Annotated in this window: 29 protein-coding genes and 2 other annotated features; of the genes, 7 read left to right on the top strand and 22 right to left on the bottom strand. The window is 38.3% G+C overall.

Features of this window, described 5'->3' with window-relative positions:
* Nucleotides 1-35 precede the first annotated feature (35 nt).
* The 3 genes from pflA (at nt 36) to yidC (ending at nt 2,048) form a co-directional block, all read left to right on the top strand.
* Complete coding sequence (gene pflA, locus QFZ31_RS31290; RefSeq protein ID WP_307310851.1) at nt 36-788, top strand: pyruvate formate-lyase-activating protein; 753 nt, start codon at nt 36-38, stop codon at nt 786-788.
* A 154-nt stretch (nt 789-942) separates the two neighbouring features.
* On the top strand, nt 943-1,236 hold the full coding sequence (locus QFZ31_RS31285) for a hypothetical protein (protein ID WP_307310849.1): 294 nt from the start codon (nt 943-945) through the stop codon (nt 1,234-1,236).
* Between the two features lie 29 nt (nt 1,237-1,265).
* Nucleotides 1,266-2,048, top strand: a complete 783-nt coding sequence (gene yidC, locus QFZ31_RS31280) for a membrane protein insertase YidC (RefSeq protein WP_307310846.1) — start codon at nt 1,266-1,268, stop codon at nt 2,046-2,048.
* 79 nt (nt 2,049-2,127) lie between these two features.
* Here the strand turns inward: yidC and QFZ31_RS31275 are convergent, their stop codons facing one another.
* Together QFZ31_RS31275 and QFZ31_RS31270 are read right to left on the bottom strand one after the other, a co-directional pair.
* A complete protein-coding gene (locus tag QFZ31_RS31275; RefSeq protein WP_307310843.1) occupies nt 2,128-2,712 on the bottom strand; it encodes a GNAT family N-acetyltransferase in 585 nt (194 codons plus the stop codon).
* A gap of 50 nt (nt 2,713-2,762) precedes the next feature.
* The gene (locus QFZ31_RS31270; protein WP_307311883.1) at nt 2,763-2,969 is read right to left on the bottom strand and encodes a DUF6501 family protein; all 207 of its coding nucleotides are present in this window, start codon (nt 2,967-2,969) and stop codon (nt 2,763-2,765) included.
* Nucleotides 2,970-3,186: 217 nt separating this feature from the next.
* Between QFZ31_RS31270 and sda the strand changes: the two genes are divergently transcribed.
* Entirely contained in the window at nt 3,187-3,312 is a 126-nt protein-coding gene (sda, locus tag QFZ31_RS31265; RefSeq protein ID WP_370576429.1) for a sporulation histidine kinase inhibitor Sda, read from the top strand.
* 87 nt (nt 3,313-3,399) lie between these two features.
* Here the strand turns inward: sda and mnmH are convergent, their stop codons facing one another.
* From mnmH to trpE, 9 genes are all read right to left on the bottom strand, one after another.
* Nucleotides 3,400-4,479 (bottom strand): tRNA 2-selenouridine(34) synthase MnmH, encoded by a 1,080-nt coding sequence (mnmH, locus tag QFZ31_RS31260; RefSeq protein WP_307310839.1) that lies wholly within the window; start codon nt 4,477-4,479, stop codon nt 3,400-3,402.
* A 385-nt stretch (nt 4,480-4,864) separates the two neighbouring features.
* On the bottom strand, nt 4,865-5,068 hold the full coding sequence (locus tag QFZ31_RS31255) for a hypothetical protein (RefSeq protein WP_307310837.1): 204 nt from the start codon (nt 5,066-5,068) through the stop codon (nt 4,865-4,867).
* Nucleotides 5,069-5,189: 121 nt separating this feature from the next.
* Nucleotides 5,190-5,978: a tryptophan synthase subunit alpha gene (gene trpA / locus QFZ31_RS31250; RefSeq protein ID WP_307310834.1), complete on the bottom strand. Its 789-nt coding sequence runs from the start codon at nt 5,976-5,978 to the stop codon at nt 5,190-5,192.
* Nucleotides 5,978-7,180 (bottom strand): tryptophan synthase subunit beta, encoded by a 1,203-nt coding sequence (trpB, locus tag QFZ31_RS31245; RefSeq protein ID WP_307310831.1) that lies wholly within the window; start codon nt 7,178-7,180, stop codon nt 5,978-5,980. Before trpB ends, trpA begins: the two co-directional genes overlap by 1 nt.
* Nucleotides 7,155-7,802, bottom strand: coding sequence for a phosphoribosylanthranilate isomerase (locus QFZ31_RS31240; protein WP_307310828.1), 648 nt, complete (start codon nt 7,800-7,802; stop codon nt 7,155-7,157). The genes trpB and QFZ31_RS31240 overlap by 26 nt, the downstream gene beginning before the upstream one ends.
* Entirely contained in the window at nt 7,799-8,587 is a 789-nt protein-coding gene (trpC, locus tag QFZ31_RS31235; RefSeq protein ID WP_307310824.1) for an indole-3-glycerol phosphate synthase TrpC, read from the bottom strand. Before trpC ends, QFZ31_RS31240 begins: the two co-directional genes overlap by 4 nt.
* A 1-nt stretch (nt 8,588) precedes the next feature.
* A complete protein-coding gene (trpD, locus tag QFZ31_RS31230) occupies nt 8,589-9,614 on the bottom strand; it encodes an anthranilate phosphoribosyltransferase (protein WP_307310821.1) in 1,026 nt (341 codons plus the stop codon).
* Nucleotides 9,586-10,197, bottom strand: coding sequence for an anthranilate synthase component II (locus tag QFZ31_RS31225; RefSeq protein ID WP_307310818.1), 612 nt, complete (start codon nt 10,195-10,197; stop codon nt 9,586-9,588). The genes trpD and QFZ31_RS31225 overlap by 29 nt, the downstream gene beginning before the upstream one ends.
* Nucleotides 10,194-11,576, bottom strand: a complete 1,383-nt coding sequence (gene trpE / locus QFZ31_RS31220) for an anthranilate synthase component I (RefSeq protein ID WP_307310815.1) — start codon at nt 11,574-11,576, stop codon at nt 10,194-10,196. Before trpE ends, QFZ31_RS31225 begins: the two co-directional genes overlap by 4 nt.
* Before the next feature lie 68 nt (nt 11,577-11,644).
* Nucleotides 11,645-11,895: a binding site (T-box leader), on the bottom strand.
* Nucleotides 11,896-11,929: 34 nt separating this feature from the next.
* Nucleotides 11,930-12,182, bottom strand: a binding site (T-box leader).
* Nucleotides 12,183-12,350: 168 nt separating this feature from the next.
* On the opposite strand from trpE, the gene QFZ31_RS31215 reads away from it, so the two are divergent.
* Nucleotides 12,351-13,637 (top strand): MFS transporter, encoded by a 1,287-nt coding sequence (locus QFZ31_RS31215; protein ID WP_307310812.1) that lies wholly within the window; start codon nt 12,351-12,353, stop codon nt 13,635-13,637.
* Between the two features lie 47 nt (nt 13,638-13,684).
* Here the strand turns inward: QFZ31_RS31215 and QFZ31_RS31210 are convergent, their stop codons facing one another.
* The 4 genes from QFZ31_RS31210 to QFZ31_RS31195 form a co-directional block, all read right to left on the bottom strand.
* The gene (locus QFZ31_RS31210; RefSeq protein WP_307311916.1) at nt 13,685-13,810 is read right to left on the bottom strand and encodes a hypothetical protein; all 126 of its coding nucleotides are present in this window, start codon (nt 13,808-13,810) and stop codon (nt 13,685-13,687) included.
* Between the two features lie 80 nt (nt 13,811-13,890).
* Nucleotides 13,891-14,793 carry a 4Fe-4S binding protein gene (locus tag QFZ31_RS31205; protein ID WP_307310809.1) on the bottom strand — a complete coding sequence of 301 codons (903 nt, stop codon included), beginning with the start codon at nt 14,791-14,793 and terminating at the stop codon, nt 13,891-13,893.
* A 30-nt stretch (nt 14,794-14,823) separates the two neighbouring features.
* A complete protein-coding gene (locus QFZ31_RS31200) occupies nt 14,824-15,414 on the bottom strand; it encodes a DMSO/selenate family reductase complex B subunit (protein ID WP_307310806.1) in 591 nt (196 codons plus the stop codon).
* Nucleotides 15,415-15,417: 3 nt separating this feature from the next.
* Entirely contained in the window at nt 15,418-17,811 is a 2,394-nt protein-coding gene (locus QFZ31_RS31195; RefSeq protein WP_307310805.1) for a DMSO/selenate family reductase complex A subunit, read from the bottom strand.
* Nucleotides 17,812-18,073: 262 nt separating this feature from the next.
* On the opposite strand from QFZ31_RS31195, the gene QFZ31_RS31190 reads away from it, so the two are divergent.
* On the top strand, nt 18,074-18,367 hold the full coding sequence (locus QFZ31_RS31190) for a DUF6509 family protein (RefSeq protein WP_307310803.1): 294 nt from the start codon (nt 18,074-18,076) through the stop codon (nt 18,365-18,367).
* Nucleotides 18,368-18,409: 42 nt separating this feature from the next.
* On the opposite strand, the gene QFZ31_RS31185 is transcribed toward QFZ31_RS31190, so the two are convergent.
* The 4 genes from QFZ31_RS31185 to QFZ31_RS31170 all read right to left on the bottom strand — a co-directional run bounded on the left by QFZ31_RS31185 (nt 18,410) and on the right by QFZ31_RS31170 (nt 21,163).
* The gene (locus tag QFZ31_RS31185; RefSeq protein WP_179596096.1) at nt 18,410-18,613 is read right to left on the bottom strand and encodes a cold-shock protein; all 204 of its coding nucleotides are present in this window, start codon (nt 18,611-18,613) and stop codon (nt 18,410-18,412) included.
* Nucleotides 18,614-18,723: 110 nt separating this feature from the next.
* Nucleotides 18,724-18,924, bottom strand: coding sequence for a cold-shock protein (locus tag QFZ31_RS31180; RefSeq protein ID WP_307310800.1), 201 nt, complete (start codon nt 18,922-18,924; stop codon nt 18,724-18,726).
* A 244-nt stretch (nt 18,925-19,168) separates the two neighbouring features.
* On the bottom strand, nt 19,169-20,155 hold the full coding sequence (locus tag QFZ31_RS31175) for a nucleoside hydrolase (RefSeq protein WP_307310798.1): 987 nt from the start codon (nt 20,153-20,155) through the stop codon (nt 19,169-19,171).
* 105 nt (nt 20,156-20,260) lie between these two features.
* Nucleotides 20,261-21,163, bottom strand: coding sequence for a Ku protein (locus QFZ31_RS31170; RefSeq protein WP_307310795.1), 903 nt, complete (start codon nt 21,161-21,163; stop codon nt 20,261-20,263).
* A gap of 129 nt (nt 21,164-21,292) precedes the next feature.
* Here QFZ31_RS31170 and QFZ31_RS31165 point away from each other — a divergent pair, with 129 nt between their 5' ends.
* Complete coding sequence (locus tag QFZ31_RS31165; RefSeq protein ID WP_307310792.1) at nt 21,293-23,125, top strand: DNA ligase D; 1,833 nt, start codon at nt 21,293-21,295, stop codon at nt 23,123-23,125.
* Here QFZ31_RS31165 and QFZ31_RS31160 read toward each other — a convergent pair whose 3' ends face one another.
* The 3 genes from QFZ31_RS31160 to dapF all read right to left on the bottom strand — a co-directional run bounded on the left by QFZ31_RS31160 (nt 23,126) and on the right by dapF (nt 24,798).
* On the bottom strand, nt 23,126-23,269 hold the full coding sequence (locus tag QFZ31_RS31160) for a hypothetical protein (RefSeq protein ID WP_307310789.1): 144 nt from the start codon (nt 23,267-23,269) through the stop codon (nt 23,126-23,128). It lies immediately after the preceding gene.
* A 77-nt stretch (nt 23,270-23,346) separates the two neighbouring features.
* The gene (locus tag QFZ31_RS31155; protein ID WP_307310787.1) at nt 23,347-23,475 is read right to left on the bottom strand and encodes a hypothetical protein; all 129 of its coding nucleotides are present in this window, start codon (nt 23,473-23,475) and stop codon (nt 23,347-23,349) included.
* Nucleotides 23,476-23,817: 342 nt separating this feature from the next.
* Nucleotides 23,818-24,798, bottom strand: coding sequence for a diaminopimelate epimerase (gene dapF, locus QFZ31_RS31150; protein ID WP_307310784.1), 981 nt, complete (start codon nt 24,796-24,798; stop codon nt 23,818-23,820).
* Between the last annotated feature and the right edge of the window lie 23 nt (nt 24,799-24,821).

The following is a 24,821-nucleotide window of genomic DNA, read 5'->3' as shown; positions in this document are numbered from 1 at the left end:
GGCTCCTGCTTAAAAAATAAAGGGGGATCATCATCATGAACGGAAATATTCATTCAATTGAAACATTAGGAACAGTCGACGGACCAGGCATACGCTATGTTGTATTTACACAAGGCTGCCTATTACGCTGCCAGTTTTGCCATAACGCTGATACATGGGAAATCGGCAGCGGCAAACAGATGACTGTTTCCGAAATCATGGATGATCTCATGTCCTACCTTCCTTTTCTCCAGTCATCTGGTGGAGGAATCACTGTCAGCGGCGGCGAACCACTTCTACAAGTTCCGTTCCTTACTGAATTGTTTAAGGAATGTAAAAAGAAAGGGATTCATACGACCATTGATTCTTCTGGCGGCTGTTTCTCACACTCTAAACTGTTTATTCAACAGCTAGAAGAGTTATTACAATATACGGACTTAATTTTACTTGATTTAAAGCATATTAACCGCAAAAAGCATATTCAATTAACTGGTATGGCAAATGATCATATTCTTGAATTTGCCCAGTTCTTATCTGAACGTAAAGTACCAATTTGGGTGCGTCATGTCTTAGTCCCTACTGTATCAGATGATCCAGAAGATCTCCAAAAGCTTGGAAAATTCATTAGCACACTGGAAAATGTGCAAAAGATTGAAATTCTGCCCTATCATAAGCTTGGTGTTTATAAGTGGGAAGCACTAGGATTGGAATATCCATTAAATCATGTTGAACCACCTTCAGAAGAGAAAGTGGATTTCGCATATAAAATGATTACTGCCCACTGGAACAAACCCTTAATTGAACGATAAAAAGAATGCTGTCGGATTGGCAGCATTTTTTTAAATTCATTTGGTTAAATAGAAGAATATTTTTACAATGCTTTTTCCAGTGGGATTCAATTGCTTCTTTGCCCTTTCTCCTTTATACTCATAACATTAACAGATAAAAGTGAGGTGATTATTTTTGTACCAATTGCTGATTGATTTTTCTGATGCAAATGCCTTAGAAGCACTTTATTTAAGTCTCTACTTCGGTGTCATTATCAAATTACTTTGGGCATGGAATGTGGAATATTGCTTTATGGGATCCATAAGCGAACCAGCACATACAAAAATCAATCACCCCTTGTTTATTTATAAAAAGAAATGCTCTGTAAATAGAAATCTTATTCTAACTCGTATTTTTAAATATATTCGTAGAAAAGAAAGTTCACAGGATGATACAGAAGAACCTATTTCCTCCTCCCTATTCATTTAAAAACAACTTAAACAATCTTAGGAGGAAATATGAAAATCAAAAATTCTTTGCCAATTTTGCTATTATTAACATTCACTACACTGTTCCTTTCTGCGTGTTCTGCGGCAGACGGAAAAGGAGATGGGTTTTTTCATACCTATTTTGTCGAACCATTTACTGTTTCTATTCATTTTCTAGCTGAGTTTTTCAATGGAAGCTATGGTTTATCCATTATTCTTGTTACCCTCATCATTCGATTGATCTTAATGCCGTTTATGCTAAAGCAATATAGAAATCAAATGAACATGAAAGAGAAAATGGATGTCATGAAGCCTGAAATGGAAGCCATCCAAAAGAAAATGAAAGATGAAACAGATCCAAAAAAGAAACAAGAAATGCAGCAGGAATTAATGGGCCTTTATCAGAAGCATGGTGTCAATCCATTAAATATGGGATGTTTGCCTCTTCTAATTCAAATGCCGATTCTAACGGGCTTTTATTATGCGATTCGTGGCTCAGAAGAGATTGCAAGCCACCGTTTCCTATGGTTTAGTCTTGGAGACCCTGATATTATCATTACCCTAATTGCGGGTGTGATTTATTATTTCCAATTTAAAGTTTCGCAGTCTAATATGCCCGCTCAACAACAGCAACAAATGAAATTTATGGGCCTGTTGTCTCCAATCATGATAGTAATGTTTTCTTTTAATTCACCGGCAGCACTGCCGCTTTATTGGGCAGTAGGTGGTACCTTTTTAATCCTGCAAACCGCATTAAGCAGAAAACTGTATCAAAAAGCAAAAAACACTGAAATGAACGCAAGTACTAATTAATAAGAATGAAAAGAAGCATTGGCGGCCAATGCTTCTTTTTTTAGTATTTTTTTGTAACTATACTACGAAAGTTAGAGGTCTACCCTAGCTTACTTGTTAATTCCATTTTCACTGTCTCCCATTCATCCTGGAGAATACTGTAAAATACAGTATCACGAACATAGCCGCCCGCTATTTTTCGATCCTTCCGCAGCGTCCCTTCTTTAACAGCTCCAATTCGTTCAATCGCTGTTTGAGAACGGAGGTTTCTAGAATCTGTTTTAATCTGAACTCGTCTAAGATTCCAAGTTTCAAATGCATGTCTTAGCAGCAGGTATTTACATTCAGTGTTTACTCTTGTTCTCCAAACATCAGGGTGATACCATGTTGAACCAATTTCTAAACTATTATGTTCTTGTGAAATATCAAGATAACGAGTACTTCCGATTATACGATTCTCCTGATTTATCACAACAAAGGTGTAATCTGTACCCTGTTCTCTCTTCTGGATAGCCGAAGCAATCATCTGCTCCATCTCTTCTCTACTTCTTACTGTGGTAGCCATATAGGTCCAAATTTCGTCAGGTTTTGCAGCTTCCCATAGTCCATCAAGATGATCCAAGGTGATTGGAACTAATTTGACACATTCCCCTTCTAACTCAAAAAGTTCATTCCACATCTTCATTTCCCCATTCCCCGTTGAAAATTAAAAAAGAGACTGGCAGGCATGGCCCGTCAGTCAACATTTTGGAAGTATTCTTTGTAAAATCCGCCGATTTTACCATTATTGTCGATAATGTAATAAAACTCTTCAGTTTCATTTTTTACATCATACACTTTTCCGGCAGTTAAAGCGTTATTTACTATGTATTTTTTTGCATCTGTATGAACACATTTTACTTGTTTAATGGTCTCACGCTCTCGCCATGTTAAATGAATCATCCTTTGCACCGTTCCTTTCCGTTAACTATTCCTTAGTATAATCAAAAGCAACACTGTAGTGCAACTAGTTTATCACCTGAGTCTTATGACATATTTAATATGTTTTTAATATGTCAAATTTGTGAAAAAGGTTCTCAAATGGTTATAAAGCGATTACAATATTAAAAACTGAATATTCAATCCATTATTCCAAGGGAGGCTTGCAAAGTTGAAAATAATGAGTAACGAGCTGTTAGTGGTGACGTATCGGGATGCTTTAAAATCTGGAAAGGAAAAAGAATGGATAAAGATTTTAAAAGATGAAATAAAACGTCGTGGATTGAGGCCATTTAAGAATCGTTAAAAGTGCATAGATTTTAGAACCGCCGCAACTCGCGGCGGTTTTCTTATGCAAAAAAATAAAGGCCGAATTGACCGGCCTTAACAGCGACTAAATTTGACCTTCAAACGCTACCTTCTTCTCTACCATTAGTTTATTTATTTCTGTCATCACCTTTATACTTGCATCATCAAAAGCGTCCGCGAAAACATCAATGAATTTTCCATCATATTCAAGAGTAGCATGATCATAGCGTGGATCATAATAATGTTCAAGTAAAATACCAATCATCTCTTGATAACCCTTATTTTCCAATGATTGGACTAACATTTTTTTCATTTCAATATCTTTTATTCTTCGTAAAATCTTTTCAATACCAATCGATATCTGTTCGTGATACCAAGGCTCATTCAGATAAGGCAAAACATATTCATTCACCAGCTGCTTAACCCTTTGCTCTAGAGGGGTGTGGATATAGATATTGATTCCCTTCATTTTTTTATCCATAAGCTCATGGGGCTGGGCAGCTTTCCCAATCCGCTTGCTTTCTGCTTCCATAACAAAATAAGTAGAACCTTGTATTTCCTGAAGTCCTTTGTATAAAAGAGAATCAAAAGTCTTCTGATTATTGCCTTCTCCAAGCCCAATCGTTCCAAAAATGGATCCTCGATGAGCAGCCATTTCCTCAAGATCAAGTGTTGGATACCCAGATGCTTTTAATTTCTTTAAAACTTCCGTTTTCCCTACACCCGTTAGACCATGCAATACAATGGCTTTTTCAGGAAACATCGCAGGGATTTGTTGAAGAATATATTGTCGATATGCTTTATAACCACCTGTTAGACGCATCGCATAAATGCCGGCGAATTCTAAAAAGGTTACGACCGCTTTACTTCGCATTCCCCCGCGCCAGCAATGGACTATTAACTCATCCCCATTTCCCATTGCTGTTTTTATCTGGTGGAGCAGACTAGGTATTTTTGGTGAGACAAACTCCATAGCTCTCCATTTTGCCGCTGCTTGTCCTTCTCGTTTATAAATGGTTCCGATTTCCTCTCGTTCTTTATCTGTAAATAAAGGAATGTTGATTGCTTCCGGAATGGCACCATCCTTAAACTCAATAGGTGCACGGATATCAATAATGACCGGATTTTTTAACGTTTGTAATTCCTCAACGGTAATTTCCTTCATTTATAACACCTCTTTTTATCTCTACTATGGTCTATAACAAACAAAACTTCCAAGAATGGAAGTTTAAAATCAAGAAAAGGGATATCCATAAAATATGATTATAATGAAAAAAACTCAGTAAAAGTATAGACTAATTATATAGGAGATATACGAGGGTATCAAGCAGACATTCCTGCCAATTTCATAGAATAAGGAAGTTAGCGAAAGGGAGTTCCAGTTAATTTTTCTAGCGCACAACAAAATCGCCTCCAATCAGGCTGAAAGCATTCCATTCCCTCACTCTCGTAGATTTTTCCTTTCGTATTCAACTTTATCGACCAGTATTTCCCGTCAAGAATAATCCCTTCTTCCTTTCGATAAGATGGTTCCCATTCCCAAATCTTCATCAAATAGATTTCTTTTTTGAAATCTTTAATGCTACCAATTGATTTTCGTTCACAGTTAGTAAAGGGCTGGAAATTTTCTTTATTTCTCCATTCAAAGACTGTAAATTGATTGCGAAAAAATCCACATGAACTTTATAAGAGACTCCTGAAAATCCGTCAATCCCTGCAATTAATGAGATGATTGTTTCCTTTACCTTCATCATACATTCCTCATCCTTACCAACCAGTTATGAGATTCACTATCAAAATTATAGTATATATTCAATTGACAGGCTGTAACAAATGACACTGGAAAAAGAAAAAACCACTCGCAATGAGTGGATTCTATTTTAATGGTGTTTTTTCAGGTTTAAGTACTGACATAAAGCTTTCCAGCCCTGCTAAATCATTGTTATGGAACAAGTCGACAATCTTACTGCCAACAATGACCCCGTCACAGTGAGGGATAAGCTCATTAATTTGTTTTACGTTTGAAATACCGAACCCAGCGACAACTGGAATAGGGCTAATGTCCTTCACTCTCTTTAAAAAATCCACCACTTCTTGATCAAATTCATTTCTTGTTCCGGTAATTCCTTTAACTGTTACGGTGTATAAAAAACCCTTTCCTCGATTGGATATTTCCTTAATTCTATCTTTTGGAGATGTCAATGTAACAAGTCGTATTAATTCAATACCTGCATCCTCTAGTATAGCTGCTAGAAGTTCTTCTTCTTCAATCGGAAGATCCGGGATAATACAGCCGGCTATTCCGGCATTTGCAATATCTTGCGCAAATGCAGATATACCGTATGAATAAACAGGATTCAAGTAAGTCATAAGTACAATCGGGATGGACACCACTTCTCTCGCTGTTGTAAGTTCGGCAATAATTCCTCTGAGCGTGGTTCCATTTTGTAGTGCCCTAATACCAGCTTGCTGGATTGTTGGACCATCTGCTACAGGATCTGAAAAAGGAACGCCTACTTCAATGAGGGTGGCACCGAATTTTTCTAAGGTAAGCAACCGCTCAGTTAGATTATTTAGCCCCCCATCCCCACCCATAATATAGGGAATAAATGCCTTCCGGTCTTGGTCTTTTAACTCCTTAAATCTTTGTTCAATTCTATTCATTATGCTCTCTCCCTTTCTAACCTTTCTTTAACAGCCGTTACATCCTTATCACCGCGACCGGACAAGCAAACAACGATATGTTCAGTTTCCTTCATTTCAGCAGCTAGTTTAACTGCAAAGCTTATAGCATGTGCACTTTCAAGAGCCGGAATAATGCCTTCTAATTTTGATAAAAGTTGGAATGACTCGAGTGCCTCTTTATCAGTTATAGAATGGTATTGTGCTCTGCCACTGTCTTTCAAGTAACTGTGTTCTGGGCCTACCCCAGGATAATCAAGACCGGCTGAAACAGAATGTGCCTCGATAATTTGACCATCGTCATCTTGCAATAAGTACATTAGTGCTCCATGCAGGACACCCGGCCTGCCTTTTGTGAGTGAAGCGGCGTGGAAGTCTGTGTCTGTCCCCTGTCCCGCTGCCTCTACACCATAAAGACGTACTTCTTTATCCTCGATAAATGGATGGAACATTCCAATTGCATTACTGCCACCGCCAATACAAGCCACAACGGCTTCTGGGAGCTTTCCTTCTAATGCCGCAAACTGCTTTTTTGTTTCCTTGCCAATCACACTTTGAAAATCTCTTACCATTACCGGGAATGGGTGTGGTCCCATTACAGAACCCAAGAGATAATGAGTGTCCTCAACATGTTCAACCCAGTATCTTAATGCTTCATTCACAGCGTCTTTTAATGTTGCGCTACCTGAGGTAACACTGACAACTTTTGCGCCGAGAAGCTCCATTCGAAAGACATTTAGTGCCTGTCGTTTGATGTCTTCTTCCCCCATAAAAACAATGCATTCAAGATTTAATAAGGCACACACTGTCGCAGTAGCAACACCATGCTGTCCAGCACCCGTTTCAGCAACAATTTTTCTTTTTCCCATACGCAAAGCAAGTAAAGCTTGCCCGATTGCATTGTTGATTTTGTGTGCACCTGTATGGTTAAGATCTTCTCTTTTAAGATAGATTTGAGCACCGCCAGCAAATTTTGTAAGATTTTTCGCATGATAAAGCGGCGTTTCTCTCCCCACATATTCTGTTAAATATCCTTCAATTTCCGCTTGGAAGGTTGGGTCCTCTTTTGCGAGTTTGTAGGCTTCATCCAGCTCAAGAACAGCCTTCATAAGTGTTTCTGGTACAAACCTGCCCCCATAAATTCCAAATTGCCCTTTTTCATTCGGCAGTGTATATGCATTCATTTCCTGTTCCTCCTATTTGGCTCCCTTTAGCCTTATTAATAAATGACTGGATTTTATCAAGATCTTTTTTTCCTTCTGTTTCTACACCACTGCTGACATCAACCATATAAGGATTAATCAGACTTATCGCTGCTTCAACATTCTCTTCATCCAGTCCTCCTGCAAGAATAACATTTTTATTGTTAATTCGGTTTCCAGAAATACAATTCCAATCAAACGCCAAGCCGTTGCCTCCTCTGTATTTCCCTTTTGGGCCATCAAGCAAAACGTATTCACACGGGAATTCTTCCATTCTCTCTAAACTCTGATCGCCTTGAATACTTATTGCTTTTATAATTGGGTATGATATGGAATCGCAAAACTCTGGAGTTTCATCACCATGTAATTGAACATGAGTAAGACCTACGCTTGAAGCAATTTCCTCTATCCTCTCTTTTCCCTCATTCACGAACACCCCGACCTTAAATATGTCTTTCGGTAAATGAGCGACAATATTTTTTGCTCTCTCTACTGGAATCCTGCGATTGCTTTCTGCAAAAACAAAACCAATCGCATCTGCTCCATAATCAATGGCTGCTAATGCAGTAGTAAGGTCGGTAATCCCACAAATTTTCACCTTCATCTTAATGTACCTCCTGCCAGCGGCAGTTTAAAATCTTGGAAGGCTTGTGAGAGGTCTGAACTTTTCATAAGTGCTTCCCCAACTAAAATTCCATTCGCTCCTGCATTTCTTACACGCTCTACATCTTCCTTTTTGTGTATGCCGCTTTCACTAATCAAAAAGGCACCTGCATCCTTGATCGACTTCGCAAGAGTTTCTGTTGTCTCCAGAGAAACAGTAAAGGTCTTCAAATCACGATTATTTACCCCTATTAATTGGGCTCCTAATTTAAGTGCAATTTCTAATTCAGCTTGATTATGAACCTCTACTAATACCTCTAAATCCAGACCTCTCGCATATTGATACAGATTTCCTAGGGTAATCTCATCTAATGCAGCCACTATCAGCAGGATGATATCAGCACCGTTCTTTGCAGCCATATCAATTTGACTTGAATCAATCATAAAATCCTTGCAGAGAATCGGTAAATTTACTACTTCTCTAACTGCTTTTAAATCCGAAAAAGAACCTTTAAAAAAAGTTGAGTCGGTTAGCACTGAAATAGCAGAAGCTCCTGACTGCTCATAACACACTGCCTGTTGTGCCGGTTCTATACCGTCGTTAATGATTCCTTTTGATGGAGAAGCTCGTTTAAACTCAGAAATAATTGCAATATCCTCAGCTTCCTGTAATTTTTGAATCAGAGATCTCTTAGGTGTTGTTTCTATTTTCAGCAGATTTTCTGCTCGTAGTTTTTGGACCTCTTTTCGTTTCTCTTGAATAATACTGTCTAATATGGTTTCCACTTTATATCGCCTCTCTTTGAGCTTTTCGAGTTACTTCAATTAAACGATGTAATTTTTCATATGCGGCTCCTGAGTCAATCACTTCCCTGGCCATATTAATTCCGTCAGAAATGGTTTCTGCTTTTCCACTTGTATAAATTCCAATTCCAGCATTTAATAAGACTGTATCTCGGCAGGCACCCTTTTCGCCTGAAAGGACATTTTTTAAAATAATTGCATTTTCTTTCGAATCCCCGCCTTTTATGGCGCTGTTATCATATTGTGGCAATCCAACTTCTTCGGGTACAAAGCATTTACTGGAGATCACACCATCCTCAAGAAGGGTTAGATGGTTCTCTCCCTGAAGAGATGCTTCATCCATAAATCCTGCGCCGTTTATTACGACTGCACGTTTGCGGCCAAGATTTTGCAGTACCTCTGCAAAGACCGGAAGTAAGTCCCTTCGATAAACACCAAGTAACTGATAATCCAAATCGATTGGATTGGTTAGAGGACCGATAAAATTGAAAATAGTTGGGATTTTCAGTTGTCTTCTTACCATCATTACCTTTTTAAGTTTTGGATGTACATGAGGTGCGAACAGAAAAGCAATACCAAGTTCATCGAGAATTTCTTCTGTTACATCTACTGGTAAATTTAAGTTGATTCCTAAATACTCAAGCACATCTGCACTTCCAGTTTTACTGGATATACTCCGGTTTCCATGTTTTGCAACGGGGATACCAGCACCTGCGATCACAAATGCGGAAGTAGTACTAATATTAAAACTCGAAGATCCATCCCCACCTGTACCGCAATTATCTAGAACATTTGGAAACCTCTTGCGAAATGGAAGGGTGTTCTCCTTTAACCCTTTCACAATACCAGTAATCTCTTCTACTGTTTCCCCTTTCGATTTTAAGCCCATTAGAAATGCCGCAATTTCACTTTCAGATACCTCTTCACCTAACAATAAGTCCATTGCCTCCTTCATTTGTGGCTCAGAGAAAGATTCACCTTCAGCTAACTGGAGTAAAAAATTCTTCATTTTTCTTCTTCCCTTCTATTTCAGTTAAAAAGTTTTGAAGCATTTGTTTCCCAAATGGGGTACCAATCGATTCAGGATGAAACTGCAAACCATATACTGGATAATAACGGTGCTTGAGTGCCATTATTTCTTGATCATCCAGTGATTGTGCCACACATTCCAAATCAGGTGATAGCTTCTCCTTATCTACAACTAAAGAATGATAGCGCATCACTTCTAACGGAGAGGTCAAATAAGTAAAAATACCATTGCCATTATGTGTGATCGCTGAAGTTTTTCCATGTTTAATAAAATGAGCTCTTCTTATTTCGCTGCCGAATGCAGCCCCGATTGCTTGATGACCTAAACAAATCCCCAAAATTGGAATTTCTTGATATAACTCTTGAATAACCTCAATACATATTCCCGCATCCTCTGGTTTCCCAGGACCCGGAGAAAGGATAATGGCCTTAGGATTTATTTTCCGTATTTGCTCAATGGTAAGTTGATTATTTCTACTGACTGTAACGTTTTCACCTAATTCTCCTAAATACTGATAAAGGTTGAAGGTAAAAGAGTCGAAATTATCTATTAATAAAATCATTGTTCACCCTCCAAAAAGGCTTTTAATTTATTGATTGTTTCTTCATACTCTGACTCAGGGTTAGAGTCATGTACAATCCCTGCACCTGCCTGTATGTAGGCAGTTCCCTCTTTCAAAATCATTGTCCGAATCGCAAGGGCAAAATCAATATTTCCGTTTGCGGATAAATAACCAATTGCTCCGGAATAAAGTCCCCTTTTTGATTTTTCCAATTTGTTGATAATTTCCATAGCTCTGATTTTCGGTGCCCCAGAAACCGTCCCTGCAGGAAGACATGCTGCCAAAGCATCGAGATTGCTATGGTCCTTTGTTAATGTACCACTGACTTCTGATACCAGATGGATAACATGGCGGAACTTTTCAACCTGCATATACTTATCAACAGTTACAGAGCCGAATTCACAAACCCTCCCTAAGTCATTTCGACCGAGGTCAACGAGCATTTTGTGCTCTGCCAATTCCTTTTCATCACTTTTTAATTCTTTTGCAATCAAATAATCTTCCTCAATTGTTTTTCCTCGTTTTTTTGTACCTGCAATTGGATTTGCAAACACTTGCGATCCTCTAGTTTTTATAAGACTTTCTGGAGAAGAACCTATCACCGTATATCCATCGAAATCAATATAAAACATATAGGGTGTCGGGTTATGGGCACGGTGCTTACGGTAAAGCGATAGAGGTGACCCTTTGAAAGAAGACTTCATTCGTCTTGACAGCACCACCTGGAAAATATCCCCTGCTTTTATATGCTCCTTGGCAATTTCTACATTTTCAATAAATTGTTCCTTCGATGTTTCTGATTCAAATCCTGAAAATTGAAAGGGTGTGTCCTCCTGAAAGATGGCCGGCTGCTTTAACTCTTCAATCTTTTGCTCCATCCTCTTTTCTAGTAAATTTCTATTGCTTCCCGTAGTAAGTGGAATACCGCAAACTGTAATTTTTTCTTCAAGATGGTCAAAGACAATTACTTCCTCATAAAACATTAAATGGACATCCGGCATATTCAGGCCATTGGGGAACTCTTCTCCAATAGCTTCAAATTGACGGATAATGTCATAACCTACATACCCAACTGCTCCGCCAATAAATGGAAAGGGCGATTCTTCAACTTGCGGCAGTATATTTTTTATGATTTCTAAGGGGTTTCCTTGTAAAACCTCACGATTACCATTCCGATAAACTAATTGATTGGAGTCACCGCTAGATATCAATTCCAATGCTGGGTCTGAACCAATGAAAGAGTATCTACCAGAATCATGGTACTTATGTGAACTTTCTAATAAGAACTTTTTGTCTCCGCTAATTTTCTGCAAAATAGAGATGGGTGTGAATGTATCCCCTTTTAGTTCTTTTAATAAAAAACCATTTTTTGTTTTCATAAATTTTGCATCCCTTCGTAAATAAATAAAAAAATCGTCCTCTATATACATAAAAAGTCTTTATGCATATAGAGGACGATTCTATGACCGTGGTGCCACCTCCCTTTGAAGCCGTGTTTGCAGCTTCCTCTTTCAGATACTGGATGATATAAAAGTCCAATATCCTATCCTTTTAACGGCGGAACTCCGTGCAGCCCTACTTATGTTCAGGCAGCCTCTCACAAGTCCATTCCACAAATCCATTCTTACCGGGCTCTCACCTTCCCCGGCTCTCTGAAAAGAATAAAATAAGTGTACTCCTCTTGATCAACGATTTAATTTATAAAATTAAAAACAAAAAGGGCCCTCCATCCAAAAAGGACGGAAGACCCGTGGTGCCACCTTCATTAGCCAAAAATCAGCTCACTTAACCGATATCGAAGCAATGCCATGCTTGAATATCTGCCTCTTGTAACGATGAGGATTTCGCCAAAGCCTACTGACCCTATAGGAGGTTCGGTTTGGAGGCTCCGAAGTCCATTCACTAATACGTCTACACTGATTTGCACCAACCATCAGCTCTCTAAAGAATCCGTAAAAGTTACTACTCTTCATCAATGCCTTGCTTTATTGATTTTTATATTAAACCATTTTAAAGCGTGATGTCAACATTAATTTTTAGAAAATTCAATTTAGGGATATTCCATTTAAAGGATTGTTGTTTGATAGTTATTTTAAATTAAAGATGTCAATATTAACGTTAGCACATCATAATGAAGGCGGGATAGAAGAAAAATGGATCATATTGAACGATTATGCCCGAGTTCAGAGGCTGTGAGAAATAAATCCTCTTCAGCTGGAAAAAAGAAAAAATCAGGTGAACTCTCCAAACAAAAGTGGGCGATACTTTCCTTGTCATCGATTCCGTTAGTGATGACCTTAGGGAATTCCATGTTAATACCAGTACTGCCCTCGATGGAAAAAGAATTGTCGATCACAGCGTTCCAAACGAGTATGATTATAACGGTTTATTCTATAGTGGCAATTTTCTTAATCCCTGTTGCAGGATATATATCAGATCATATTGGAAGAAAAAAAGTAATTATTCCGAGTCTCATTATCGCAGGAATTGGCGGTTTAATTTCAGGATGGGCCGCTTGGAAGCTGGAAAATGCCTATTGGGTAATATTAGTCGGACGGGCCCTTCAAGGGGTTGGGGCAGCTGGAGCTATGCCAATCGTACTCCCTTTAGTTGGCGACATGTTCAAAAATGAAGATGATGTAAGCAGTTGTTTAGGTTTAATTGAAACCTCTAATACATTTGGGAAGGTTTTAAGCCCAATTTTAGGTTCCTTGCTAGCAGGATTTATTTGGTTTTTACCCTTCTTTTCGTTTCCAGTCTTTTGTACCATCTCGGTCATTATGGTAATGCTTTTAGTAAAGAGTCCAAAGTCTCGAACAAAACCAATCCCTTTTAAGCAATTTTTTAAAAATGTAAAGAAAACTTTTACTGAAAAAGGGAAATGGTTATATGCAATCTTTTTTATTGGCGGAATCTTGATGTTAGTACTATTTGGTATCCTATTTTACCTTTCGGAAATATTTGAAACCAAATATGGAATTAAAGATCTGAAAAAAGGTTTATTCTTAGCATTGCCGCTTGGGGCACTTTGTTTATCCTCTTTTATAGCAGGTAAGACGATTAAAAAAAATAAAATCCTAATGAAATGGCTCACCTTCGGCGGAATTATTGCAGCAGCAGTGGCTATTCTGGCTCTATGGTTTTCGATTAAGCTCTGGTTTATGCTTACTATGTTTTTAATAGCCGGAGTTGGCATCGGAATTGGTCTTCCATGTCTAGATGCCTTAATTACGGAAGGAATTGAGAAGGAAGAGCGTGGAACCATTTCTTCCATTTACAGCTCAATGAGATTTATCGGAGTAGCAGCCGGCCCTCCGATCATTGCCTTGTTGATGAAACAAGCAACTCACTGGATTTTTATTACACTAAGTGGACTAAGTGTAATTGCAGCTTTTGTAGCTTTGATCGCTATAAAACCGGGAACCAAAAGTCAAAACTAAAAAATGAGCGCTAGGGCTTCCCCGGCGCTCATCCAATTTCGCTGTCATTATGTGTGAGGCTTTTCTTTCTTTGCCTTTTTATTCTGTGGTGACATTTCATTTGCGAACTCTGAGTTCGTTAAGCTTTTTGCAGTCTGGAGTCCAGATTTCGTTTTTATATTCCGTTTAGTCAACAGTCTCACCACCCATCTCAAGATGGGTTTAATTTATCCAAAAGGCACAATATCATTCAAATAAAAAAAGGATGAAATTATTAATACGGACTTAGCCAATCAGGATCCCTAATTACACACACATGACATTTCTCTGTTACTTTATTAAAGGGGTAAAACGTATGACCACAGTCTTTACAAGTCTTCGAATGTACGCGTTTAACCTGTTCACTTTTTCTTTTTATTTCTTGTTGAATCTTAATTGCTTTTTCAGGACATACATCTCTACAAGATGTACAATTTACACACCTTTCGGCCTTAATGAGGAGCTTGTCGTCGATTAAGTCAAATACGTCTTCCCCACAAAGTGAAAAGCAGGCCTGACAGAGTGTGCATTTGTTCTGGTTAATTTCAACCGTATAAAATTGATAATTCGGAAAATACTTTGTTAACTTCCAATCATCTTTCTCCATCTTCCATACGACAGGAGCCATATTTTTAGCTAGCTTCTTTCCTTCTCTTTGAAATGATCCAAAGAAGGCTCTTCTTGAGAGCACTTCATCCTTTACCTTTTCGGAAACAGTAATAGAGCTTTCATTAAGTAATTGTAATCGATTATTTGTTTCCACTAATACTTTTTCCCATTCTTGATTCAATGCTTGATCAGAAATTTGTATAGATGTCATTCCTCTTTTTTTATAAATTAGCAATTCTTTCAATGAAGGTGTAAAGCTGTTATCAAAGATTAAGCTTCCTTTTTCAAAGTTACGGTTACTCGCAACCCCTTCAATGGCTGACAACGGACAAGCAATCATGCACTCCCCACACAAAGTACACTTTTTTGAATCAATGATGAGTACATCACCGTTTAATTCAATTGCAATATGCTGACATTTTTCCATACAATAACTGCAAGTTGACTTTTTGTTCTTCACTCTCGAACATTTCGTTGTAACTTTCATTTCTTCATGGAGGCTCTCCAGCCAATTTACGAGGATTGACATCTCTTCACCAACTCTTTTATTGCAGTCTATTTAAACCAGTTTTGCGTCTCGGTGAGGAGTAATGACGATGTTTGGTTTTATAATCGTCGGACTTGGCATTCCTTTAATCTGCCTTATATCACCATATTTTTTACGAAGCTCTTCAATGGGACCAAATTCAATTGCTCCTAATGGACAAGTCGCTACACAGACAGGGTCTTCTCCTTTTTCTTGAAGGTCCATACAAAAATTGCATTTATTGGATTTAAAAGTCTCTTTATTGTACTGTGGTCCACCATAAGGACAAGCCTTAACACATAGTTGAGTCCCTGCACAAATCTCCTGATCTATAGTTACGACCCCATTTTCATCACTCTTCGTAATGGCACCTGTCGGACAGTTTAATAAACAAGCCGGCTGTTCGCAATGATTACAAGCAATCGAGAAATAATACGATTTCACGTCTTGGACAATCCCACCATTTGGCTGCAGCACATAGGAGCCTTCTTCTTTTGTATAAACTCTACGGAAGTTTATCCCTACTTCTATATTATTTTTATCTTTACATGCTACACTACACGCCTTACAGCCTTGACAGATACTTTGGTTGATGTAGAATCCTATTTGGCCCAAAATAATCACTCCTTACGCTTTTTTCACTTCAACAAGGTTTGTTAATTGCGGATTTGATTTTGCCAAAGGCGTAGGTCGTTGTGAAGTTAACACATTTACAGATCCCCTTTGGTCTACGCCTGTTTTGTCAGGTGTATACCATGCACCTTGTGGAATTCCAGCCACTCCAGGAGTGATTCGAATTGTTACCTTCACATCAATATACAAGCTTCCCCGCTCGTTAAATACTTGAACTCTATCTCCATCCTTGATTCCACGCTTTTGGGCGTCTTTTGGATTTAACCACATTTCTTGTTTCGCTGCTTCCTCAAGCCACGGCATGTTATCATAAGTGGAATGACATCTACGTTTATAATGCCAGCTAATGAGCTGTAGTGGGTACTTCTCAATTAATGGATCTTCCGGTCCTTCCCATGAAGGTATATATTTAGCAATCGCTGGTATCTCTTCATGCTGATTCATATCCCATAGTGTTTTAGAAAATAATTCAATTTTGCCTGAAGGTGTTTCAAAAGGATTTTTTTCTAGGTCATCAATTTGCGCTTTGAAACCAACAAGCGGTTCATCAAATTTAAAATGGTGAACACCTTTTTCCCTGAACTCTTCAAATGTTGGGAAGCTCGGATCAAGCTCTTCACGTGTTCTTTTAACACTTTCTTTTACCAAATCGAGTATTGACCTGCCTTCGGTAAATTGCTCCTTAACCCCTAATTTTTCTGCCACTTCTGCAAATACATCATATTCATTTCGACATTCATAAAGCGGATCAATCGTTTTATCACCAAAAACGACGTAATCACCAAAACACCAAGGCACCCCTATATCGTATCTTTCAAAAAAGGTTGTTCCTGGCAGAACAATATCTGCATATTTGGCGCTTGGGGTCATAAAAAGATCGCTGACACAGATAAATTCTACTTTGCTTTCATCCTCTAATAGACTTGTTGTTTTATTAATATCAGCGTGCTGGTTAACCAGCATATTCCCTGCCATATTAAAAATCATTTTAATATTTGTTGTTAATTTATCTGTTCCTTGAAGACCGTCAGCTGCTGTCATCTCTGTGCCTTGTTCAACAGCCTTTGTCCATAGGAAACAAGGAATAGAAGCCTTTACCGGATTTTCCACTTTAAATGGATAAACAATATCTGCACGGCTCCAGTATCCAGTACCTGCTGCCCAGCCGCCAAGTTTACCTACATTCCCTGTAATACACGCAAGCTGTGCACCGCCGCGCATAAATTGTTCACCATATGCCTGCCTTTGTGCTGCCCAGCCTTGAATAAGGGCTGCAGGCTTAATAGTTGCATAATTTCTGGCAATCTCACGGATTTTTTCTGCAGGCACTCCACAGATTTTTTCTGCCCATTCTGGTGTTTTAGCTACTCCATCTTTTTCACCTAATAAATAGCTCTTTATTGACTCTTCCTTTGCAATACCGTCAGGCATATGGTCACCATCAAATCCTACACAGTACTTATCAAGGAATGTTTGATCATGTAATTTTTCGGTTACAATCATATAGCCCATTGCATCCATCATCGCATTATCAGTTGTTGGTTTAATCGGGATCCACTCATCGGCATAAGTAATGGCAGTATCGGTATACCGAGGGTCAATGAGAATAATTTTTGCCCCGTTTTTCTTTGCTTGCATTAAATACTCACGATATGGAGTCGAAAAAATCATTTCTGAAGGGTTCTGTCCCCAAAGGATAATGTACTTAGAATGCAATAAGGAATCAAAGCTAGAACCTGAATTGTTCGTTCCATAGGTATATGGCGTTGCCACATTTCCTGCACCGGAACTGTAGTCATTCCGGTAATTTAAGTAGCCTCCGGTTAGTGCCAATACCTTTCTCGCACTGTTTCTACCGCCATGAAGCCCCCAGCTTTGTCCAGAAGCATAATTGACATATCTTGATTCCGGACCATATGTATCACCAATTCGTTTAATCTCAGAAGCAATTGTATCTATAGCTTCTTCCCATGAAATTCTTTCAAATTTACCTCCGCCCCGTTTTCCTACCCGTTTCATTGGATACTTAAGACGGTCAGGGTGATAAAGCAAATTTCGATAGTTTCGTCCTCGGACACATGCTCTAAGTGGAGGGATGCTTGGATCACCACTTTCTTGAGTGTCGGTTGCTACACGTACGACTACACCATCCTTTACGTATGCCTTTATAACACAGCGTCCTCCACAATTATTAATACTACAAGTCGATACAACATTATCCCAATCACTGGCACTTGCAACGTTTTCTTCTTTTTGCTTGTCAATCAATAATTTAGTTCCTACACCGCCAGCGATCACTGGGACACCAATTGCCCCCGACCATTTCAGGAATGTTCTACGCTGTATTTTATTGGCCAGTAGACTCCTTACAGGATTGTCTTTAGACATTGTTTTTTACCCCCCTCTTCCTTTTTATTGTGAAAACATTCACAAGTATAGAGTGCAGTTTCTACCTCTAATTCCCAACTTGTACTCTTTATAATTCAATTTTACTTTATAGTTATTAAATAAATATTAAATTTCACATCGTTCACACTTATTTCATAATAATTATCCATATTTTGATAACAAATTCGGGTCGAAAAGTGTCATTTGTTTCTAGTTAATCACGAATTATGTATATAATAAAAAAGAAACTATTTTGTAAAGGATGATATCATTGAATATAACTGGTCATACAGTTGAAAAACTAGTAGATCCATTTGGATTATTATCGGGTGACCGCTATGAATTTTTTCTTGAAATAGAAGTGGATGAAGAAGATGAACTCTACACTGAAAAAGGTGTAGGAATTAAGGTATTGTTAGTAATAGATGAAAAGGGAACTAGAATTTCGCACTATCATCTCTATGAAAGAGGTTCAGAAAAGGTCTTAGACTTTGCTCTTGAGGAAGACGAGGAATTAACTGTGTTTAATTATTGTAAGGAAAACATTGATTCATAAGAAAAAGCAGAGGTATTACCCCCTGCTTTTTTCTTATGGTTATTACATAAAGTTTTTACTATGATTATGAATGACCTGTAATTCTTTCGTATTAAGGCTCATTTCACTTTTGCATATTGGACAGAGGGGCACTTCAGTGCTCTTAAAATTGTCACGAATCCAGCATTTACAATTATCTGAATTACATTCCCAAATTTTAGTTTCTTCAAGCTTTACTTCTTCATCATTTCTTCTACCAAACGCCAAAATGATCACCCCTTGTACTTTTTGCAAGACTGTTGGACACTTTGATACTTCTTTTATAAAGATAAAAAGGTGATGCCTTATCATTGCACCACCTTTTTATTTTTCATGAATTAAGCTTTAACTACGTTAGCAGCTTGTGGTCCACGAGCACCTTCAACGATTTCAAAAGATACTGATTGACCTTCTTCTAAAGTTTTGAAACCTTCTGTTTGAATAGCAGAAAAGTGTACGAATACGTCTTGACCGCCATCAGCTTCAATAAATCCAAATCCTTTTTCTGCATTAAACCATTTTACTTTACCGTTACTCATTAATAGAACCCCCAAGATTTTGTTCACTTTAAGTACATAACCATTTAATAAATCAAAAAGTCGTAATACACCACTGGGTAATAGGCATCACCCACACATCGTGCAGTTACGACTACTTAAACCAAAAAATATTTAGACGAACTTAAAAGCGTACCTTAATTATACTATTTATTACTCTGAAAGTCAATTAAATTTACAGTATAGCATACTAGCAAGCCACTAACTATAAAAATTCGCAGGATATTTAATTTTTTTCATAATCCCCTTTTAAAAAGACTTCCATAAAGTTTATGACAAACTTTTGGATGTCAGCTTCCATACCGATATAATCTAATGTTTCAGGAGGCTCTGGATCGGGTTTGGGACGAAAATCAGCGATACTTTTCCCTTTGGCGTGTCCAAATTCCTCTACTCTTACCCTTTTAGGAATATATTTTACAAATTCAGGATTCGTTAACGCCATAAGTGGGACAACATCATGTAAAGGAGCACCTTTAATCCCTGGTACATTTTTTTGATAAGCCTTAAAATAATAATCAAATGCAGGTTTTAATAATGGTCTAAATGGTGTTGGGCTGTTTTCACTAAGAAAATCGATAACATCTGGTGTTATAATAGCTTTATTCGTTATATTTAAGGGATATAAATATATATTATGTGCTTTTTCCATCACTATATTTGACGCAATGGAATCGGAATAGAAGTTGGCTTCTGCTTCTGCCGAAATATTCCCAGGAACTAAGAAAGCACCTCCCATTATATAAAAAGCATTTACATCCTTTAAAGCATTGTTCCCGTACAGAATGAACATTAAAGCTAATTCTGTCAATCTGCCAACATTGACGATAATAATATTGTCTTTATATTCATTAATAATCTCTAGGATTTTATTAATGTCATGGACCTCTACTTTTTGAAGGGATTCAGTCGGCTTGATTGGGCCAAGTCCCTCCGGTCCATGAATTTCAGGATAAAACTGAACAGGTTCACCAGATAATGGTCCAGCAGCTCCAGCAATGATCGGTATATCCTCCCTCCCAGCTAAATCAATTAAATAGGCTGTATTCTTTATAGATTGCTCTTTCGGAGTATTTCCATATCCACTGACAATACCGACAAGATTAATGTCTGGATTTAATAATGCATACATAATTGCAAAGGAATCATCAATTCCCGGATCCGTAAACAAAAGCACATTATAAGCCATGGCATCTCCCCCGCACGTATTCATTTTTAATTCTCCCATAATACTATGCGATAAATTTGATTCAAAGTACTTTCTCATATACGGAGAAGTCTAAAAAACCGACTCGAAATTGTCGAATCGGTTTTTTACTTATGCTTCTTTTTTTACTTTCGGAGCAGCTTTTTTCCTTGGAGCTGCAGGCTTCTTCGCTGTTGTTTCCTTCTTTATTGCTGTTTCCTTTTTTATTGCCGGTTCTTTTCTTCCGATCCCCTCACTTCTAGGCTTTGTCCTATCAATAGAAGCCTGTAGTGCAGCCATTAGATCGGTAACGTTTGATGGTGTCTCTTTGGCTGTTGGAGTGACTGTTTCTTGTCCTGTACGTTTTGCCTCGATTAACTCTAATAATGCTGTACGGTATTCATCTGTATATTTTTCAGGTTCAAATTCAGTTGTTAATTGATCAATCAACATAATCGCGGTAGCTAATTCTTTTTCGGTGACCTTATCGTCAGCTGGGACATTTGGAACGTCTCCAGCACGGCGAACCTCGTCTGGAAAATGAATCGTCTCCATAACCAGTGTATTCTCATACACACGAATGACTGCCATTTGCTCTTTTGAGCGAATAATAATTTTTGCTATTCCAACCTTTTGTGATTCCTGAAGAGCTTTTCGAAGCAAGGAATATGCCTTCCCGCCCCCTTCATTAGGGGACATATAATAACTTCGGTCATAATATATAGGATCGATTTCTTCCATTTTGACAAAATCAATAATCTCTACTGCTTTTTCCTCATTTTCCTTCCGAAGTTTTTCAAGGTCTTCCTGATCCAGGACCACAAATTTCCCTTTTGTATATTCGTATGCTTTCACAATGTCCTCAGGTTTTACTTCCTGCTCACATACAGTACAAATTTTTTCATATTTAATCGGGGCATGGCATTTATTATGCAATGTCCGAAGCTTAATGTCTTTATCCTCAGTGGCAGTATGAAGCTTGATAGGGATATTTACAAGCCCAAAACTAATGCTGCCTTTCCACATCGTATGCATAGTGTAGGTCTCCAATCTTTTTACTATTATTGTGGGTTTTCCTTTTAAAGAAATTCCTAAAAACATTTGGTAAAGGATGAATCATCGTGATTTGAAACAAAATAAAGGAAAAAGAGAGGAATTAAATCAATGAAACCGATGCTGCCAACACTAACCTTTGACCTAACACTTCAACCGGATTGGCTGTACGAGGTTAAATATGATGGATTTCGGGCGATTTTAAATTGGGATAACAATGGGATTTCATTAACCAGCAGGAATGATAAGCCGTTGCTTCCACAATTTCCAGAAATAAAAGATTTTCTCGAGCCTCTAGAGAAACTTTTTCAACCGTTTCTTCCTCTGCAACTGGATGGCGAGCTTGTCTTTCTTGAAAATCCTTATAAGGCTAACTTCTCGGCAATTCAAATTCGCGGAAGGACAAAAGCTGCTAAAAGAATTGCTGAACAAGCTGCTAAATCTCCATGTCGTCTAATGGTCTTTGATATCCTTGTAATGGCAGGCAAACCCCAACATTCGAAAACATTTCACGAAAGGAAGGCAATGCTCAGCGAACTTTTTAACCAGCTAAATTTTCCACTAGAATCAGATCCCTATAATGATAATTTGCTGCAGCTAGTTAAGGCCCATAAAGATTTTTCAAGATTATGGGAAAACGTTGTTCTTCACGATGGTGAAGGGATTATTGCAAAACAGAAAAACAGCCTATGGGAGGAAGGAAAGAGATCCCTACAATGGTTAAAATATAAAAACTGGAAATATGTCTCTTGTTTTATTACTGCTCTTGAAAAGACGAATGGGTACTTTTATGTTGGAGTGTATAAAGAAGGAACCATTCAAGGAATCGGTCAAGTCCTTTTTGGCTTTAAACCAGATGAAAAGCAAGCTCTTCAAAGTACGATTAAACAGAATATGGTTAGTGAAGATAATCAATTTATCTATGTTGAGCCTGCTATTTGTTTGGAGGTTAAATATTTAGAGCTTTACGAAAGTCAGCTGCGAGAACCGCACTTTCATCGCTTTCGTTTTGATCTAAAACCTACTGAATGTACATACGAACAGTTTATCTTTAAGCAAAAAAATTTACCGGAGGATTTGGATATTACTCACCCCGATAAACCGCTTTGGAAAAACCATGACATTCAAAAGGCTGATTTCATTTTGTATCTACGGGAAGTATCGCCGTACATGCTGCCTTTTTTAGAAAATCGGCTATTAACGGTCATTCGTTATCCGCACGGAATGTTCGGTGAGCCTTTTTATCAAAAAAATTGTCCAGACTATGCACCTGATTTTGTAAAGACACATGTATCCGAAGGAATTGATTATATTGTTTGTAACAACCTAAAAACACTCATATGGCTCGGAAATCAGTTAGCAATTGAATACCATATTCCATTTCAAACGATTTACAGTAAGGGCGCCAGTGAAATTGTTTTTGATTTAGACCCTCCCTCAAAGGAAGACTTTCACTTGGCCGTTAAAGCGGCTTTGTTAATTAAAGAGGTTCTCGATCAATTAAATCTAATTGGATTTATTAAAACATCCGGAAATAAAGGGTTGCAAGTTTATTTGCCTTTGCCGGAGGACGTATTTACCTTTGATGATACACGGTTGTTCACAAGCTTTATAGCAGATTATTTGATTTCGAAGGACCCAGACTCGTTCACAACGGAGAGAATGAAAAAAAATCGCGGTAACAGGTTATACGTTGACTATGTCCAGCATAGTGAAGGAAAAACCATAGTTGCTCCATACTCCATGAGGGGAAATGAACATGCAGGCGTTGCTACTCCGCTATTTTGGGAAGAAGTGGATTATAGTCTGGATCCAGTAAACTTTAACATGCAAAATGCATTACTTCGACTTAGGAAACAAGGTGACCCATTTAAAAATTATTTTCAAACCAAATCGATTCAGTCCTTTGGACCGGTGTTGGGAGTGTTGAAGGCAAAGAAATAGTCAGTTGTCTTGGTAAAGTGACCGTTCTCTTGTTCTAATTTGATTTCGGTCACTCCAGACTTCCTGCATTGACCCAAACTCTTTTTCTTCATGCTCTTCGGTCACTCCAGGCTGCCTGCATTGACCCAAATGCTTTTTCTTCATACTCTTCGGTCACTCCAGGCTGCCTGCATTGACCCAAATGATTTTTCATCATGCTCTTCGGTCACTCCAGACTGCCTTCATTGACCCAAATCCTTTTTCTTCATACTCTTCGGTCTCCAGACTGCCTGCATTGACCCAAATGCTTTTTCTTCATACTCTTCAGTCACTCCAGACTGCCTGCTTTGACCCAAATGCTTTTTCTTCATACTCTTCGGTCACTCCAGGCTGCCTGCATTGAACCAAATGCTTTTTCTTCATACTCTTCGGTCACTCCAGACTGTCTGCATTGACCCAAATGCTTTTTCTTCATGCTCTTCGGTCACTCCAGACTGCCTGCACTGACCCAAACTCTTTTTCTTCATACTCTTCGGTCACTCTAGGCTGCCTGCATTGACCCAAATGCTTTTTCTTCATACTCTTCAGTCACTCCAAGCTGTGCATTGACCCAAAAACTTATACTATACGCTCTTTGGTCACTTCAGACTGTCCACATGGTTAAATAATAAAGGTCACATAGCATCTCTCTATGTGACCTTCAAATGAAACTATTACAAACCTGCTTTTTGAAGATACTCTTGCGCGTCAGCTTGAAGTTTCTCATAGGTTGACTGCTCTGTAAATTCTTCTTTCGAGCTCACAGAAAAACTGTCGCGTTCTAGGTCGACATCAACCTGTGCCTGGTACATGTACGTTGCATTACCAATTAAATCAATGTTGTAGTTTTCATCATTTTCATGAACTACACATTGGACTCTTCCGCCGTTATTAAAAACATTAATAATCTCTTCCACGTTATTCAGTCCTTGCAGACATGTTACTAATGAGGAGGCTGACATGGCAGTTCCGCAGGCATTTGTGAAACCAACCCCGCGTTCAAAGGTGTTAACGTAAATACTTCCCTCTGCCAAAGACTTAACAAAGCTGACGTTCACACCGTCAGGAAATAGCTCATTTGGATTATTTACCTTCTCGCTTATCTCTTTTTGTACTCCGGATTGCAATTGTTCCGTATTTACAACCGTGATTAAATGCGGATTAGGTACCGCAAGCGCAGAAAATGTTAACTCCTGTGAAAGTTCTGGGATTTTTTCATTTAGTAAATTGGGTTGATCTAATTTCAATGGCAGGTCTTCCAAAAAGAATGAAACCGGTGAAATTTCTACCTGGAAGGTTGTGACGTTTGGATAGATATCCTGTTGTTTACTCACCTTTAGATCTGCCTTCATGGTTTCAATAATCGCTTGATTTAGCCCCTTCATTTCACAAACATATCGAGCGACTAACCGCAGGCCGTTACCACACATTGATGCTTCTGAACCGTCTGTATTAAAAACCCGCATTCTTCCATCCGCATGATCGCTATTCATGATAAACAGGATGCCATCTGCCCCTAAATCGGAATTTCGGTCACATAACAATGTGGCAAGTTTCGCTCGATTACCTTCTGAAAAAGAATAAGAATTTGTTATTTCATCAATTAAGAGAAAATCATTTCCTGAACCATGACCTTTAATTAAATCAATCTGCACTACCATAACCTCCGCAATTTTTA

Origin of the sequence: Neobacillus niacini, from assembly GCF_030817595.1 — a bacterium.
Lineage (GTDB): Bacteria > Bacillota > Bacilli > Bacillales > Cytobacillaceae > Neobacillus > Neobacillus niacini_G.
This window is presented reverse-complemented; position numbering and strand designations above follow the sequence as displayed.